At 62.7% G+C, this 16011-nt stretch carries 12 protein-coding genes; 11 read left to right on the top strand and 1 reads right to left on the bottom strand.

Going from position 1 to position 16011, the window contains the following annotated elements:
* Positions 1-48: 48 nt before the first annotated feature.
* The 11 genes from solA to E0L93_RS03135 all read left to right on the top strand — a co-directional run bounded on the left by solA (position 49) and on the right by E0L93_RS03135 (position 14247).
* Positions 49-1236, top strand: coding sequence for an N-methyl-L-tryptophan oxidase (gene solA, locus E0L93_RS03185; protein WP_341539372.1), 1188 nt, complete (start codon positions 49-51; stop codon positions 1234-1236).
* Between the two features lie 151 nt (positions 1237-1387).
* A complete protein-coding gene (locus tag E0L93_RS03180; RefSeq protein WP_132688358.1) occupies positions 1388-2551 on the top strand; it encodes a M24 family metallopeptidase in 1164 nt (387 codons plus the stop codon).
* 54 nt (positions 2552-2605) lie between these two features.
* Positions 2606-3916, top strand: a complete 1311-nt coding sequence (locus E0L93_RS03175) for an aromatic ring-hydroxylating oxygenase subunit alpha (RefSeq protein ID WP_132688356.1) — start codon at positions 2606-2608, stop codon at positions 3914-3916.
* 11 nt (positions 3917-3927) lie between these two features.
* Positions 3928-5382 (top strand): aldehyde dehydrogenase family protein, encoded by a 1455-nt coding sequence (locus tag E0L93_RS03170; RefSeq protein WP_132688354.1) that lies wholly within the window; start codon positions 3928-3930, stop codon positions 5380-5382.
* A gap of 81 nt (positions 5383-5463) precedes the next feature.
* Positions 5464-6510: an alcohol dehydrogenase family protein gene (locus E0L93_RS03165; protein ID WP_132688351.1), complete on the top strand. Its 1047-nt coding sequence runs from the start codon at positions 5464-5466 to the stop codon at positions 6508-6510.
* A gap of 543 nt (positions 6511-7053) precedes the next feature.
* Positions 7054-8166 (top strand): class II histone deacetylase, encoded by a 1113-nt coding sequence (locus E0L93_RS03160; protein WP_132688349.1) that lies wholly within the window; start codon positions 7054-7056, stop codon positions 8164-8166.
* Positions 8167-8226: 60 nt separating this feature from the next.
* Positions 8227-9663 (top strand): amidase, encoded by a 1437-nt coding sequence (locus E0L93_RS03155; RefSeq protein WP_132688347.1) that lies wholly within the window; start codon positions 8227-8229, stop codon positions 9661-9663.
* Between the two features lie 104 nt (positions 9664-9767).
* Positions 9768-10736 carry a quinone oxidoreductase family protein gene (locus tag E0L93_RS03150; RefSeq protein ID WP_132688344.1) on the top strand — a complete coding sequence of 323 codons (969 nt, stop codon included), beginning with the start codon at positions 9768-9770 and terminating at the stop codon, positions 10734-10736.
* The gene (locus tag E0L93_RS03145) at positions 10733-11755 is read left to right on the top strand and encodes a TIGR03617 family F420-dependent LLM class oxidoreductase (protein WP_132688342.1); all 1023 of its coding nucleotides are present in this window, start codon (positions 10733-10735) and stop codon (positions 11753-11755) included. Before E0L93_RS03150 ends, E0L93_RS03145 begins: the two co-directional genes overlap by 4 nt.
* Positions 11756-11800: 45 nt before the next feature.
* Entirely contained in the window at positions 11801-13297 is a 1497-nt protein-coding gene (locus E0L93_RS03140; RefSeq protein ID WP_132688340.1) for an ABC transporter permease, read from the top strand.
* Positions 13297-14247 (top strand): ABC transporter ATP-binding protein, encoded by a 951-nt coding sequence (locus E0L93_RS03135; protein ID WP_132688337.1) that lies wholly within the window; start codon positions 13297-13299, stop codon positions 14245-14247. Before E0L93_RS03140 ends, E0L93_RS03135 begins: the two co-directional genes overlap by 1 nt.
* A gap of 224 nt (positions 14248-14471) precedes the next feature.
* Here the strand turns inward: E0L93_RS03135 and E0L93_RS03130 are convergent, their stop codons facing one another.
* The gene (locus E0L93_RS03130; protein ID WP_207890298.1) at positions 14472-15995 is read right to left on the bottom strand and encodes an ATP-binding protein; all 1524 of its coding nucleotides are present in this window, start codon (positions 15993-15995) and stop codon (positions 14472-14474) included.
* Between the last annotated feature and the right edge of the window lie 16 nt (positions 15996-16011).

Below are 16011 nucleotides of genomic sequence, written 5' to 3'. Positions count from 1 at the left end.
GCGGCCAACGCGGAACGCAGGAACACATCAGGACAGAATAGAAGGAGCATGATGAACTGCTATGGAGCAATCGTTGTTGGATGCGGTGGTCTTGGGTCCGCCACACTCTACTGGCTCTCTCGTAGAATGCGATCCTCGGTGCTTGGCATCGAGCAGTTCAAGCTCGGTCACGAACGCGGTGCTTCCCAGGATCACTCCCGCATCATCCGGCTGGCTCAGCACCAGTCTGAGTACGCCGTCCTCGCCCCACAGGCCTACGAAACCTGGCGCGAGGTAGAGGAAGAATCGGGACAGCGCCTTGTGATCAAGACCGGCGGCCTAGTTATAGAAGCTGCGGACGAGCGGGATCCGGCCAGAGTCGGGACTCGGAACGTTGACGGGTATGTGGCGACTTTCAAGGAGCAGGGCTTCGACTATGAGGTGTTAGAGCCAGATGAGCTGATGAGGCGTTGGCCACAGTTCCGCTTGAAGGGTACTGAACGAGCCATTTACCAAAAAGATACCGGAATTGTAGATGCCCGCCGCGCTAACGCTACCCATGTGGCCCTAGCACGGGCACGGGGGGCGGATATTCTGGAGGAGACACCAGTCAAAGCTATACGTCCGAGTGGAGGGGGAGTTGAGGTCATCACAGACCATGACACCTTCCTCGCCGACCACGTTATCGTCACATGCGACATGTGGACAAACCAGGTACTCAAGGAGATCGATATACAGATACCACTGACTATAACCCAAGAGCAGATAACCTACTATTCCACACCAAATCTACGTGAGTTTGCGCCGGATCGCTTTCCCGTCTTCATGTGGCATGGAGCTCACAACTTCTATGGGTTCCCCGTCTACGGTGAGGTGGCAACCAAGCTGGGGCAACACATGGGAGGACACGAGGTAACACCGGAGACCAGAACTTTTGAGCCTGACCCAGTCCGCAAGGAACGGTACCGCAACTTCCTGAGCCGACATATACCCGGATTCTTGGGACCAGAGCTCTACACCAAGACGTGCCCGTACACGATTCCACCGGACCAGAACTTCGTCATAGATACGCTACCGGAACATCCTCAGATTTCAGTGGCCATCGGAGCCGGGCACGCCTATAAATTTGCTAGCCTTATTGGTCGGATCTTGTCGGAACTCGCGCTGGACGGCTTCTCTACTTGTCCTATCGAGCCTTTCAAGCTCACACGCCGGGCCATCACCGATCGCACATTTGAGAAGACGTTTCACGCCTGATGATGCGCGCTTCTCTGCTAACACTGGACGAACGTGATAGGAGGACAGATCCTTGACAGATTCCCTGCGGATAGAAACAGGGGCAAGACGGACTACGATCCCGAAAGATCGTCGAACTCTGGGCCAGACGAACACCTTACTGGAGCGGGGGGTGGACCTCGAACGGCTCCGCGGTGACCGGCTTCGCAAGGTGCAGGTGGAGATGCGAGCTCGAGATGTAGGAGCCCTTCTCCTGACAGATCCTATAAACATCCGCTACGTAACCGGCATTAGCGTGATGCCGCTGTGGTCGGCTACTAACCTCGCCCACTACGTACTGGCACCTGCCGAGGGAAGTCCGGTTGTCTTCGAGTACGCTCGGGCGAAGTTTCGCGCTGAGGAGTTCTTTTCTGATGTGAGAAGTGCTCATTATTGGCAGGCACGCTTCGCCGAGGAGATGGCTGCAGAGCGCTCGGGTGAGTGGGCAGCAGAGATCAAAGACGTTCTTCGGCAGTGGGGTGTAGTTGATGCCAAGCTCGGCGTAGACTGCCTCGATTACCATGGCTTCTCAGCACTCAGGGAGTTAGGGCTTCGGCTTGCAGATGCTGATGACCCGTTACAAGCAGCACGCATCATCAAGACCGCGGATGAAATCGAGCTTCTAAAGCAATCTGCCGCTGTCTGCGAGGCTGCGTTGTACGATCTAGAGCAGTCTATCCGTCCCGGAGTGAGCGAGCACGAACTACTGGGTGTCTTCTATCACAAGATGCTCTCCTTGGGTGGCGAGCACTGCTTCTCGCGGCTTCTCTCCACGGGGCACAAGACTAACCCATGGTTCCACGAGGCAGGCAGCAAGCTGGTACGTCCCGGAGACCTTGTGGCTTTTGACACCGATATGACAGGGCCCGAAGGCTACGTCTGCGACATCTCACGCACGTTCCTGTGCGGGGAGAATCCGACGTCGGTGCAGAAGGAGGCCTATAGGGTAGCTCATGAGTTCATCCATGAGCTTGCCGGACGGCTGCAGCCCGGACTGAGCTACGCCGAGCTTGCTGAGACCCTTCCCAAATACCCGGATGCCTACAGGGGGCAACGCTACTCGTTCGTGTTGCACGGCGTAGGCATGGACGATGAGTCGCCGTTTTTCCCGTATCCCGATGATCCCGGAGCCGTAAAGCTAGATGGGGAGTTCAAGGAGAACATGGTAGTGAGCGTGGAGTTCTACGCAGGAAAAGTGGGCGAGCAGGATGGGGTGAAGCTGGAAGATGAGGTTTGGATCACCACAGAGGGTTCGGTAATGCTTTCCCTCTACCCTTATGAAGAAAGGTTGCTCTGATGGAACTGGAGTTCTCGATTGCAAAGGTCCAAAGCGATTCGGAAGGGAGGAGATATGACCATTAGTCGCGTCGATCCTTATGCACGGCTCAATCCTCGGCCCATACCGCCCGAAGCCTACATCAAGGAGGAGACCTACAGGCACACCCGAGCTCCGGTAGACCTGGCGGTGACTCTCATCCCCGACGCCTACACTTCTCACGAGTTCTTCGAGATTGAGCGGGAGAGGGTGTTCGCTAAGAGCTGGGTCGTGGTCGGATTTGCCTCTCAGGTAGAGAAGCCGGGGCAGGTGATCGTCGCTGAGGTCGCCGGACGTTCGATCATCGTTGCCAGAGACAAGCAAGGTAAACTTAGGGCCTTCCACAACGTCTGCCGCCACCGAGCCGCCAAGCTGCTCGATGATGATGTCCGTATGGTGCGCAACAACAGAATAAGATGTCCTTACCATAGCTGGACTTATGATCTCGAAGGTCGGTGTCTGGGCACGCCCCTCTTCGAAGGTTCGGATATTCCGAAGGAAGCTCAGGTGGCTTTCGACATGAGCGGTGTCAAAGCGTTCGATAAAGCTGATTATGGACTCTTGCCCGTCAGGGTGGAGAACTGGGGCTTCCTGGTCTTCGTTAACCTGGATACCGAAGCTGAACCCCTCGCCAAGCAACTCGGTGATTTGCCAGAGCGTCTCTCCGGGCACCGGCTGGATGAGTGGCGGGTTGTGCGGGAGAAGGGCTACCATGTAGCCGCGAACTACAAGCTCGTCGGGGAGAACTTCTTGGAATACTATCACTTGCCATGGGTACACCCTGAGCTTGTGAAGGTTTCTCGTATGGAAGACCACTATCGCTGGCAAGGACCGGGGATGTACTCTGGATTTTGTACAACACCGATCTCACAGAATAGTGAGGCTGGTGGGTGGCAGGGGCTTCCTCCGCTCAGTTCTCTGAGTGAGGAAGATGCCGTGAGCGCGCGCTTTGCTCTGCTGTTCCCTAACACCGCCATCTCCGTGCTGCCGAATCACGCTTTCGTTATCGTTGCAAAGCCTGTGGGACCGGATCAAACTTTAGAAAAGACTGTTATCCTCTCTCATCCAGAGTCCTTGGAAGACCCCGACGCAGAAGAGAAACTCAATCAACTTATGCGCTTCTGGGACCTTGTCAACCTCCAAGACATTGAGATCGTCGAGCGGGTGCAGGAGGGGATCTCCAATCCGGCATACCGGGGAGGCCGGATGTGCTACAAGTTCGAAGAAACCCTCCATCGCTACCAAAACATGATTGTCGACAAAATGGTCGGGATAGATCAAGTTCCGCCGGGAGATGAGGAGGGTATGGTGCAGATGTTTCGATCGGGTGAGACGGACCTGGCTTGAGAAACCCAGAAATGCCGGAGATTCGTGACCGCCTCTTTATCGGAGGCGAGTGGACATCCAGCCGTAGCGGTCAGACCTTCGGAGTTGTGGATCCCTCAACGGAAGAGGTGATCGCAACCGTAGCCCGAGGGACAGCGGGAGATGTCGGCGACGCTGTGGGCGCCGCCAGGGAAGCCTTCAACGGCCCCTGGCGGCGCCTCACTCCTGAAGATCGGTCTCGGCTCCTCTACCGCGTGGCGCGGGTTCTTGAATCCAGGTTGGATGAATTCGCCGAACTGGAGACGCTGGACACGGGTAAGCCTCTCCAGCACTCCCGAAGCGAGATATCCGGTTGCGTCCGCTATTTCGACTATTACGCAGGCGCCGCCGACAAGATTCACGGTGAGACCATTCCGCTGGGGCCGGACTACTTGAACTACACGGTTCGCGAACCGCTCGGGGTAACCGCCCACATCGTGCCGTGGAACGCGCCCTTGAGCATGGTCTGCCGGAGTCTCGCCCCTGCGCTGGCGGCCGGCAACACCGCGGTGGTCAAACCCGCCGAGCAGACGCCCCTTACTGCCCTCAAATTCGCCGAAGTGTTTCTCGAGCTGGATTTTCCTCCCGGCATCTACAACGTCGTGGCTGGCTTCGGCGAGGATGCCGGCAAAGCCCTCAGCGAACACCCGGGGATAGATTCCATCACCTTCACCGGTTCCGTAGAGACTGGGCGTGCGGTACTCAAGGCTGCAGCTGAGCACGTAAAACCGGTGGTACTGGAACTTGGCGGAAAATCCCCGCAGATCGTCTTTGCGGACTGCGATTTAGAGCTGGCCGCAAACGAGGTTGCAAAAGGCCTCTTCTCGAACGCGGGACAGTACTGTGATGCAGGCTCCCGGTTGCTGGTTGAAGACTCGATAAGAGAGACCTTCCTGAAAAAGGTGATAGAGAACGCGCGAGCAATAAAGCTTGGTGCAGGAATCGATGACCCAGATATGGGACCTCTAGTATCTGCCGAACATTTCGAGCGCGTCCTGAACTACATAGACACAGGACAAAAGGAGGGTGCACATATGCTCATCGGAGGATGCGCCGAGGGGTTCGAGAAAGGATACTTTGTTGCGCCCACCATCTTCGACAAGGTAGAGAGAGGCATGCGCATCGCGCAGGAGGAAATTTTCGGTCCTGTGCTGGTCACGCTGTCTTTTAATGGCGAAGACGAAGCTATAGATATTGCGAACGACTCCAGTTACGGGCTGGCTGCAGGCATCTTTACACGCAACATCGATCGTGCACTTCGCTTCGCGAGCGAGATTCAAGCTGGCTACGTGATGATCAACGAGTACTTCTCGGGTGGTATAGGTTCTCCTTTCGGAGGCTACAAACTGAGTGGTTATGGCCGCGAGAGAGGATTAGTAGCGCTTGAAAACTACACACAGATTAAGAATACAGTAGTAAAAATAAGTGTTAGAGCTTGTTGCTTGTAATGCAACTATACAGGCTTCAGAGATGCTCCCTAATAGAAGATATACCTAGTATCAAGTCTGGAGAGGAGAAAATCAATTTCCATGAAAGCGGTCCTGCTCACCGGCTACGGTGGACTTGAGAAGCTCGAATATCGGGAGGACATACCCGTTCCCCGGCCCGGTCGAGACGAGGTGCTAATCCGAGTCGGCGCTGCCGGAGTGAACAACACGGATCTCTGGACCCGAGAAGGGGTTTACGGGACCGAGGATGATCCACAAGCTACTGGAGGATGGCGTCGTGGGGAACAGATGGAGTTCCCACGTATACAGGGGATGGATATTGTGGGGCGGATCATAGCGGTCGGCGATGGTGTCCCCAAATCCCGGATAGGTGAGCGCGTAATCGTTGACTTTGTTCTTCGCTGCGGTGAAGGAGAAGAGGGGCTAATAAATGCAGCCCTTATCGGTAGCGAGCGAGATGGTGGATTTGCTGAATATGTTGCCGTGCCTGCCGAAAACGCAATCGCTATCGATGCCCCTCTGAGCGATGAAGAGCTCGCTACATTTCCCACCGCCTACCTTACCGCCGAACACATGCTCAACCGAGCGAGAGTGGTAGGTGGAGAAACGGTGTTCGTAACGGGCGCCTCCGGAGGAGTGGGATCAGCCCTGCTGCAGCTGGCTCGTCTGCGCGGCGCGAGGGTGCTGGCTCTGGTGGGGGAGGGTAAGGAAGATGGGGCGCGTGAATTGGGTGCGGAAGGCGTGATCTCCCGGGGTGTGTCCGATCTGTCCTCGACTGTCGCCGGTATCACCGGCGGCCATCCGGTCGATGTGGTGGCAGACGTGGTGGGTGGCGAGACCTTCTCCGACCTGTTAAGAGTTCTCAAACCTCTTGGCCGCTACGTTACCGCAGGTGCCATCGCAGGCCCTATGGTGCAGCTCGACCTCAGAACCCTCTACCTCAAGCACCTGGAATTGATCGGCTCGACCATTGGTACTCGCAAGGAGTTCGTCGACATGATCGGATATATAGAGGAAGGCAAGGTTCAGCCGCTCCTTGCCGGCACTTACCCGCTGTCAGAGATCAAGCGTGCTCAAGAGGATTTCAGAAGTAAATCCTTCTTCGGTAAGTTGGTCCTGGTGCCATGAGTTTATCGCCCACTCTTTCGGGTGAACGCCAAAGATGCTCCTTGGCGCTGCAGATAGCAGTTGCACACCCACCTGCAGCCGTTCACCTTCCCACGGGCACGGCGATCGCCAGGAACCAGGAGAGGGTGAATCGCCATCATTGACCACTGCGCCGTCACAACCTGCAAGTCCCTTCTCAAGGCTCGCCGACGGAAAATTCGTCATGCCCGGCGCCCCATGCGAACTCACCGTCGTCCAGCATCAGGATTTCTCGCGCGTAGACGTTTGAACGATCGGCTCCTCGTGCTGCCAGCGGGAGCCCAAATCCCGCCGGATCGAAGAAGCGAATCCCCTCAGATGAGACAGGGCCGCCACACGATCGTAGACAGGTGCGCGTGAACCCGACAGTGCTGCTTGACTGATCCCCCATCATTGGATAATGTATACATTATAGCGGTCGGCTATTGCGGGGTGTTTGGCGCAGAGCTGCGGGGCCGTTAGCTGGGAGTGGGCGGGGGGATGTGCTCCTGCTGGGTGGGGAGTGTGGTGAAAGGAAGGAGTGGGATGAGCGAACGAACGGCCTTCTATCATGATGAGCGGTGTCTATGGCACACCACGGGTGAGGCGGTGCTCGTGATGCCGGTAGGAGGGTGGTTGCAGCCGCCTGCCGGAGGCGGTCACGCAGAGTCGCCCGAGACCAAACGCCGTTTTAAGGCCCTTTTGGACGTCTCGGGCCTCCTGGGTGCCGAGGTAATCCAGCTCTCTGCGCCTGAGGTGGCGGAGGAAGACCTGTTGCGGGTGCATACCCGGAGTTATCTGGAACGTTTCAGGGCTGCCAGCGATTCTGGTGGTGGTGAGGAGGGGCTCTTTGCTCCCTTCGGAGCGGGCAGCTATGAGATAGCGAAGCTCTCTGCCGGGCTTGCCAAACGTGCTGTCTCCGACGTACTCTCCGGAGCGTTGCGCAACGCCTACTCGCTCTCCCGGCCTCCGGGACACCACTGTCTGCCCGACTCTGCGATGGGCTTCTGCCTTCTGGCCAACATCCCCGTGGCCATAGAGGCCGCGAGGGCCGAGCACGGAGTGGAGAGGGTTGCCGTGGTGGACTGGGACGTCCACCACGGCAACGGGACGCAGGAGATCTACTACGAGCGGCCGGACGTGCTCACGGTCTCCATACACCAGGAGAACTGCTTCCCACCCGGTGGCGGGGGCGTGGAGGAGCGCGGTGCGGGGGCGGGAGAAGGGTATAACGTGAACGTGCCGCTGCCGCCGGGGAGCGGGCACGAGACCTATCTCTACGCGATGCGCCGCATCGTGGTGCCCGTTTTGGAGCGCTTCGGGCCGGACCTGATCATCATCGCCAGTGGCCTGGACGCCAACGCCGCCGATCCTCTAGCGCGCCAGATGCTCTACGGCGAGTCTTACCGGCAGATGACCCGGCTCTTGATGGGGGCCGCTGAAGAGCTGTGCGGCGGGCGGCTGGTCGCCGTACATGAGGGGGGGTACGCCGAGTCCACCGTACCCTTCTGCGGGCTGGCGGTGGTCGAGGAGCTGAGCGGCGTGCGTACTCCCGTGGAGGACCCCTTCGAGGAGCTCTTCTCGGCCCAGCAGCCGGCTCGGCGGGTCCTGGAATTTCAGCGCACCCTGGTAGACGAGATGGCTGAGGTTCTCATCTGAACCCGGCCGGCGGAGTGCAGGAAGGAAGACGTGAGCCCTCGGATCTGAGGAGGTCCCGGAATGCGAGTCTCTGAGTACGTGGAGCATGATGCCACCGGCTTGGCGTGTTTGATCTCTTCCGGACAGGTATCGGCGGGGGAGGTGCAGCGGGCGGCTCTGCAGGCGATCGAAGCGGTGAACAGGGAGCTCAATGCCCTCGTCGGTGAGCCGTTCGAGGAACCCCTGGCCCATAAGGAGAGCGGCCCGTTCTCCGGCGTTCCCTTCCTGATCAAAGACCTCGTCCTGCACGCCGAGGGAGTACCGAGCCGCTCGGGCAGCCGCATGACGGGAGAGGGTGTCACGTTCCCTTACGACTCGGATCTCATGACCCGCTTCAGGAGCGCGGGACTGGCGACCCTCGGGCGCACCGCGACGCCGGAGTTTGGTTTCAACGCCTCTACGGAGTCCGTGCTCACCGGCCCCACCCGGAACCCGTGGAATCCGGCTCACAGCGCGGGAGGTTCCTCGGGCGGCTCCGGAGCACTGGTAGCGGCGCGCGCCGTGCCGGTTGCCCACGCCAACGACGGCGGCGGTTCTATCCGTATACCGGCGGCCGTGAACGGTCTGGTAGGACTCAAACCGACCCGGGGACGCGTCCCGCTCGGCCCGGATTTCGGTGAGGCGCTAAACGGGGCCGCGGTTGAGTTCGTACTCACCCGCACGGTTCGGGACTGTGCGGCGCTGTTGGATGCTGTTCACGGACCCGGTATAGGTGACAAGTACTACACCGCGCCCCCGGGCCGCCCGTTCGCCCGGGAAGTTGGCGAGGCGCCGGGCAAACTGAGGGTCGCCTTCACCACCGAAGCGTGGTCCGGTGTGCCGGTCGATGCCGAATGCGTCCGGGCCGTCGAAGGGCTGGCGGCGCTGCTCGAAGAGCTCGGCTACGACGTAACGGAGGCCTCCCCGGATCTCGACGCTGAGGCCTTCGACCGGGCCAACTCGCGGATCTGGTTCGCCTTCCTGGCGGGTGCGGTCGCCACCTATGGCCGGCTGACCGGCAACCGGCCGTCGCCGGAGACCCTCGAAGCGACCACGCTCGCCTGTTCTGAGGCCGGGAACCGCCTCACGGCGCTGGACATGCTGGAGGCTGAGGCCATTCAGAACCAGATCACACGGACCATGGGACGCTGGTTCCTGGACTACGACGTGCTCCTTACGCCCACGCTCGCTCATGCGACGTTCCCGCTCGGCTTGCTCGACGCCGACGATCCGGATCTCGGCGCGAGGGACTGGTACGACAAGATCTTCCGGCACGCTCCCTTTACGGCGCTGTTCAATATGACGGGGCAGCCGGCGATGAGTCTGCCGGTGATGACCACCGGGAGCGGCGGCCCGGTGGGTATCCAGCTCGTGGCTCGTTTCGGCGAGGAGGCTACCCTGATCCGGCTCGCAGCCCGGCTTGAAGAGGCGCGGCCCTGGGACGGGCGCAGGCCGCCCGTCTGCGCCGGGACGAGCTGAGAGCCCGGGGCATATGCAGGCGGAACGGGTTCATCGTTGCACGAACGCTCTTCCGGTATGGGGTAGGATAGGGGAGGTGTCACAGAGAGGCAGGGGGTGAGGCTTTGAAGGCTGTTCGAGTGCACGAGCCCGGCGGTCCGGAGGCGATGCGTTACGAGGACATTCCCGTCCCGGAGCCGGGTCCCGGCGAGGCGCGCGTGCGGCTGGAAGCTGCGGGCGTGAACTTCATAGACGTGTACCAGCGCACCGGGCAGTACCCGGTGGAGCTGCCGCACACGCTCGGGCTCGAAGGCGCGGGCGTGGTGGAGGCGGTCGGCGAGGGTGTTGAAGAGGTAGGAGAAGGGGAGCGCGTAGCCTGGGCGATGAGCCCGGGGGCGTACGCCGAGAGAGCGGTGGTCCCGGCGTGGAGGCTGGTCCCGGTGCCGGACGGGGTGGACCTGAAGGTGGCCGCTGCGGTGATGCTGCAGGGCATGACGGCCCACTACCTGACGCACAGCACCTTCCCGGTGGAGAGCGGGCAGAGCGTGCTAGTGCACGCGGCCGCCGGAGGGGTGGGGCTGCTGCTGGTGCAGCTGGCAAAGAAGCGGGGAGCGTACGTGATCGGGACCGTCTCCACCGAGGCGAAGGCCCGGCTGGCGAAGGAGGCGGGGGCGGACGAGATCATTCGCTACACCGAGCAGGACTTCGTCGCCGCTACGAAGCGTCTCACCGGCGGCGAGGGCGTGCACGCCGTCTACGACTCGGTCGGCCGCAGCACCTTCGGCGGCGGACTCGACGTGTTGCGCCCGCGAGGGTACATGGTGCTCTTCGGGCAGTCGAGCGGGCCCGTGCCGCCGCTGGACCCCCAGGTTCTGAACGGCAAGGGCTCGCTCTTCCTGACCCGGCCCTCGCTTGCGCACTACACGCTGGACCGGGACGAGCTGCTGTGGCGGGCCGGTGACCTCTTCCGCTGGATAGAGGCCGGCGAGCTCGAGGTGCGCGTGGACCGCACCGTGCCGCTAGCCGAGGCCGCGGACGCACACCGGGCGCTGGAGGGCCGGGAGACCTCCGGCAAGGTGGTGCTGGTGCCGTGAAGCTGGACGCCGGGCTCGCGGTCGAGGGCAAGCACCTGCCCCGGATAGCGGAGGCGGCGCGGGAGGCCGAGTCTCTGGGCTTCGCCGGGCTCTTCGCGAGCGAGACGAAGCACGACTCCTTCCTGCCGCTCGCGCTTGCGGCCGAGCACACCCGCAGGATACAGCTCGGCAACTCGGTCGCCATAGCCTTCTCCCGCTCCCCGATGGTGACCGCGCAGCTCGCCTGGGATTTGCAGGACTTCTCCGGCGGGCGGCTCCTACTGGGGCTCGGCACGCAGGTCCGGGCGCACATCGAGCGGCGCTTCTCCATGCCGTGGGGCCGGCCCGTCGCCCGGCTGCGGGACTACCTGGGGGCGCTGCGCGCGATCTGGCACTCCTTCCAGACCGGCGAGCCGCTGCAGTATGAGGGCGAGTTCTACCGGCACACGCTCATCACGCCGTTCTTCAACCCCGGCCCGATAGAGCACCCGGAGATCCCCGTCTACATCGCGGGCGTGAACCCCGGGCTCTGCCGGCTTGCGGGCGAGGCGTGCGAGGGTTTCCACGTCCACCCGTTCCACAGCCCGGAGTACGTGCGGCGGGTTGTGCTCCCGGCGGTCGAGGAGGGAGCGGCTAAAGCGGGCCGCAGCACCGGAGAGGTGGAGCTGGCGACCAGCGTCTTCGTGATCACCGGGGAGAGCTCAGAGGAGGCGGAGCGGCAGCGGGAGAGGATGCGGGCGCAGCTCGCCTTCTACGCCTCCACCCCGACGTACCGCGTCGTGCTGGAGGTGCACGGCTGGGAGAGAGTGGGGGAGGAGCTGTCGAAGCTCGCGGCCGCCAAGAAGTGGGAGGAGATGCCGAAGCTCGTCTCGGACGAGATGCTCGCGGCGTTCGCGGTCGAGGCCGCTCCGGACGAGCTGGGGGCCGCCGTGCGGGAGCGGTACGAGGGGCTTATCGGGCGGGTGGCGTTCTACCTGCCGTTCGAGCCGGGCGAGAACCGGGCGTTCTGGCGCGCCGCAGTGCGCTCGGTGGGGGGCTAGGAGAGGCTGCTCAGACCCCCGTCCGGGAGATATCATTTGCGTAGTATGAGGATTCTCAGCTCCTGGTCCCGGACGAGGGCCGTGGCCGTCAAGGAATTCTGGGATCTTGTCCGCCAGCCGCAGCTGCTGCTGCTCTTGCTGCTGGGGCCGGTCCTGATCATGGTCGCCTTCGCCCTCAGCTTCCAGACGGAGAACATCCTGCCGCGCGCGGTGGTGGTGGTCGAGGAGGGCAGCGAGGGCGAGGAGCTCTTCCGGGAGTACCGGGACCGGTTTACCGTCCGGACGCAGTTCCAGGGCGTGCTGCGCAGCGTGGAGGAGGCCGATGCCCTCCTGCGCCGGGGCGAGACAGACGCGGTTATCATTATCCCTCCGGAGCCTTCGGAGACCGTGCTGCAGGGCGAACAGGCCGTGCTGCGGGTCCACTACGCCACCATAAACCCGGTCTTCGGGACGACGGTGCCGAACCGGGCCAACGGGCTGGTGCTGGACCTGAACCAGCAGATCGTGCGCGCCGGGGTCACACGGGAGATAGAGAACCTGCGCCAGGCCCGGCGGCAGTTCGAGGAGATCAACGAGATCGCCGCGCAGATAAACGCCGCGGCCGAGGCGCTGGCCTCCGAGGAGGCGCAGGGGCTGACGGCCGAGCTCTACACCGCCCTGACCAGCCTGGAGAGCACCCTAATAGTCCTGGAGAACGAGGCGGAGGGGCCGAGTGAAGAGCTGGGAACGGCCATAGACCGGACGCGCGAGGCCCGGGAGCTGGTGCAGGAGTTCCGGGAAGCGCAGAAGGAGGGGGCGGAGGAGATCAAGGCCCGCACCGGAGCCTTGGAACTGGAGCGGGCTCTCTCGGAGCTCGGGGCGAGCATCGGAGAGGTGCCGGACGTGCCGCCGAGCGTGCTGGTGAACCCGTTCCGGCTGGAGCTGGAGAACCTGGTCGCCTTCGAGCCTGAGGTGGTGGAGTTCTACGTGCCGGGGGTGCTGGGGATCCTGATCCAGCACATCGCTATCAGCTTGGCCTCGCTGGCGATCGTGCGCGAGCGCACCTCCGGGGCGTACGAGTTCTTCGAGGTCTCCCCTCTGGGACCGGGGGAGATCCTGTCCGGCAAGTTTCTGACCTACGCGGGGATGGTGCTGGCGGTGAACCTGGCGGTGGCGGCGGCCCTGATCTACTCCCTGAACATCCCGGTGCAGAGCAGCTACCTGATGGTGGCCGCCGTGATGGTGCTGCTCACCGTCGCTTCCCTGGGGTTCGGGTTCCTGCTCTCGGCCCTGGCCCGCAGCCAGCTGCAGGCTATCCAGCTCGCCATGCTGCACCTCATCGCGAGCGGCTTCTTCGCCGGGTTCCTCTTCCCGCTGGAGGAGATGACCCAGCCGGCCCAGGGCATCTCGCACTTTCTGCCTGCCACCTACGGTATCCGGGCGCTGCAGGACACCATGCTGCGCGGCACCGCCATCTCGCCCTGGGACCTGGGCGGCTTCGCCGCCATAGCACTCGTCTCCTTCGCCCTCGCCTGGCTCCTGATGCGCCGGAGGAAGATCTGATGCCGGTCATCGAGACGAAGAACCTGGTGCGGCGCTTCGGCGGGACCACCGTGCTCAGAGGCATCGACCTTCGGGTGGAAGAGGGCGAGATCTTCGGCCTTATCGGACCCTCGGGCGCAGGGAAGAGCACCCTCCTCAGAACGCTCACCGGCTACCTGAAGCCCACCGAGGGAGAGGTGAGGGTCTTCGGCCGCCCACCGGAGAAGTTCGGCACCGAGGAACGCCGCCGCCTGGGCGTGATGCCTCAGAAGTTCGTGCTCTACGAGAACCTCTCGGTGAAACAGAACCTGAACTTCGTCGCCCGCCTCTACGACCTGAGCTTCTTCGAGCGCCGCCGCAAGGTCAGAGAAGCCCTGGAGTTCGTGGAGCTCTGGGAGCACCGGCGTAAGGCCGCAGGGAATATCTCCGGCGGGATGCAGCGCCGGCTGCAGCTGGCTGCGGCCATCGTGCACTCGCCCCGGCTCCTCTTCGTGGACGAGCCCACCGCCAGTCTAGACCCCATCCTGCGCCGCCGCTTCTGGGACGAGTTCGTGCAGCTGCGCGAGCAGGGCCGCACCCTCTTCGTGACCACCCAGTACGTGGACGAAGCCGCCCGCTGCGATCGCGTCGGCTTCCTCGCAAACGGCACGCTCGCCGCACTGGGAACCCCAGACGAACTCCGGCGCCAGGCGTTCGGCGGCGAGGTGCTGGAGCTCACCCTGGGCGGAGAGCCGGGACAGGTGAGCTGGTCGCTCTCCTTCCTCAAGGACATCGGACACGTGGTAGAGGTCAGGGAGGACGAAGAGGCCGCAGAGGGACCCGTCAGCCACGCCCGCCTGATCGTGGACGATGCCGACGTGGCCATGCCCCAGGTCTTCTCCGCCCTCAACGGCGCCGACGTGCGCTCCGTGGATATCCTTAAACCGTCCTTCGACGAGGTCTTCTTCCGCCTGGTGCGCGGCAACAGCTGACGAAAAAGAAGGAACCGCCCGGCCCGGCGAGGAAAGGAGTGGGATCTCTGTCTCTAAGCTGAGCCGGACGGCCGCCTTCCAAAACTATCTTACCGGAATCTCAGACGAATTGTAAGAGTAGGTAAAAAATTTTTTTAGATAAAGCTAAATATTTGTTCCATTCCGGTTACCGGCCGGCATGTGCTGCTCAGCGGCGGGTGTTTACCCGGACATCCGTATAGAGCCTACCGGCGGACGCTGGGCCGGACGCGCTTCATGGCGGCCCGGAAGTCGTAGGCGGTGATGGAGAGTGCGGCGAGCTGGTGGCTGGAGAACCGGCGGGTGTAGTCCTGCAGGTTCAGCGAGCGGCGCATGCACACCAGCGCCGCTTCCCGGCACAGGGCTTCGAGGTCGGCTCCGGAGTAGTCGCGGGTCAGGGCGGCTACGGCTTCCAGGTCCAGGTCGTCGGCGAGCGGCATGCCGCGGGTGTGGATCTTGAGGATGTGGTGGCGGGCGTTGCGGTCCGGCAGCCCTATCTCTATCTCGTGGTCGAAGCGGCCCGGGCGGCGCAGCGCCGGGTCCAGGGCCTCCGGGCGGTTCGTGGTTGCGATCACGCACACCCGTCCCAGGTCGCTCATCCCGTCCATTAGGGAGAGGAGCTGGGAGACCAGGGTGGCTTCGAAGCTCTCGCTCATCATGTCGCGGGATGAGGCGAAGGAGTCTATCTCGTCGAAGAGGATGATCGAGGGCGACTTGGCCTTCGCCTCGGCGAAGATGCTCCTGAGCTTCGCTTCGCTCTGGCCCCAGAATTTGTTCAGGATCTCCGGCCCGGAGACGGCGATGAAGTGTGCTCCGCTCTCGTGCGCCACGGCGCGGGCCAGGAGCGTCTTGCCGGTGCCGGGCGGGCCGTAGAAGAGGATGCCTTTGTGCGGCCGGATCTTGAGCCGCTTGAAGATCTCGGGGTGGGTTATGGGCAGCTCGACCGCCTCCCGCACCAGGGCTATCGTGTCCTCCATGCCGCCGACGTCTGCGTAACGGGTGGCCGGGACGTTGCGGCTGCCGGGGGTCCCGCGCACGGCGTTTCCTACTGCTCCCGGGCTGCCGGAGCGGACGGTGCGCGCCAGGCGCTCCAGCAGGCTCTCGCCGTCCGGCTCGTCTTCATCTCCCGTAAGCGCTTTGGCGACTCCGTCCGAACCCCGGTAGGTCCAGGCGGGATCCCGGGCCGGATCTATGTGCTCCGGGAGGCGGGCGATCGTCTCCGCTATGTTGTCCAGGTCCAGTATGGGGCACCGGACGCAGGGGCCGAGGTCGCTCAGCACCCGCTCGGAGATCGCCGCCTTGTCCACCTCGAAGACCCCGTCTTTCATCTCCCCGAAGGCGTACCAGGAGTTGCTGGTGGGCCGGTCGTTGTCGTAGATGTGGATCTTCTTGCAGGGGAAGATCTGGCGGTCGTGCAGGAAGGGCGGCGTGCACCAGTCCTTCTCCGGCGTCCCGGCGCGCTGCTTGCGCAGAAAACACCGCAGCCCGGCGGCCAGCTCGTCGCCCGGCACGCGCTCCCCGTCCGCCGCGTACTCCACCGCGCGTTCGGAGCGCAGCAGCCGCCTGAGGCGGTCGAACTCCTGCCAGTCCTCCGGCAGCTCCAGCTCCACGGCGGCGCGCCCGGCACCGCCCGTGCGCGAGATCCGGTAAGATGAATGCCGCGAGGCTATCGTGGCGGCCTTGCGGAGAACGCCTGCCGGGCTGAGAGGGAATGTGATCTCGACCTTCATGATGGCTGCGCGGAAG

The organism is Rubrobacter taiwanensis (genome assembly GCF_004337705.1).
In the GTDB taxonomy this organism is placed as follows: Bacteria; Actinomycetota; Rubrobacteria; order Rubrobacterales; family Rubrobacteraceae; genus Rubrobacter_C; species Rubrobacter_C taiwanensis.
The sequence above is the reverse complement of the archived record's forward strand: the minus strand, read 5'-3'. Positions and strand labels throughout refer to the sequence as shown.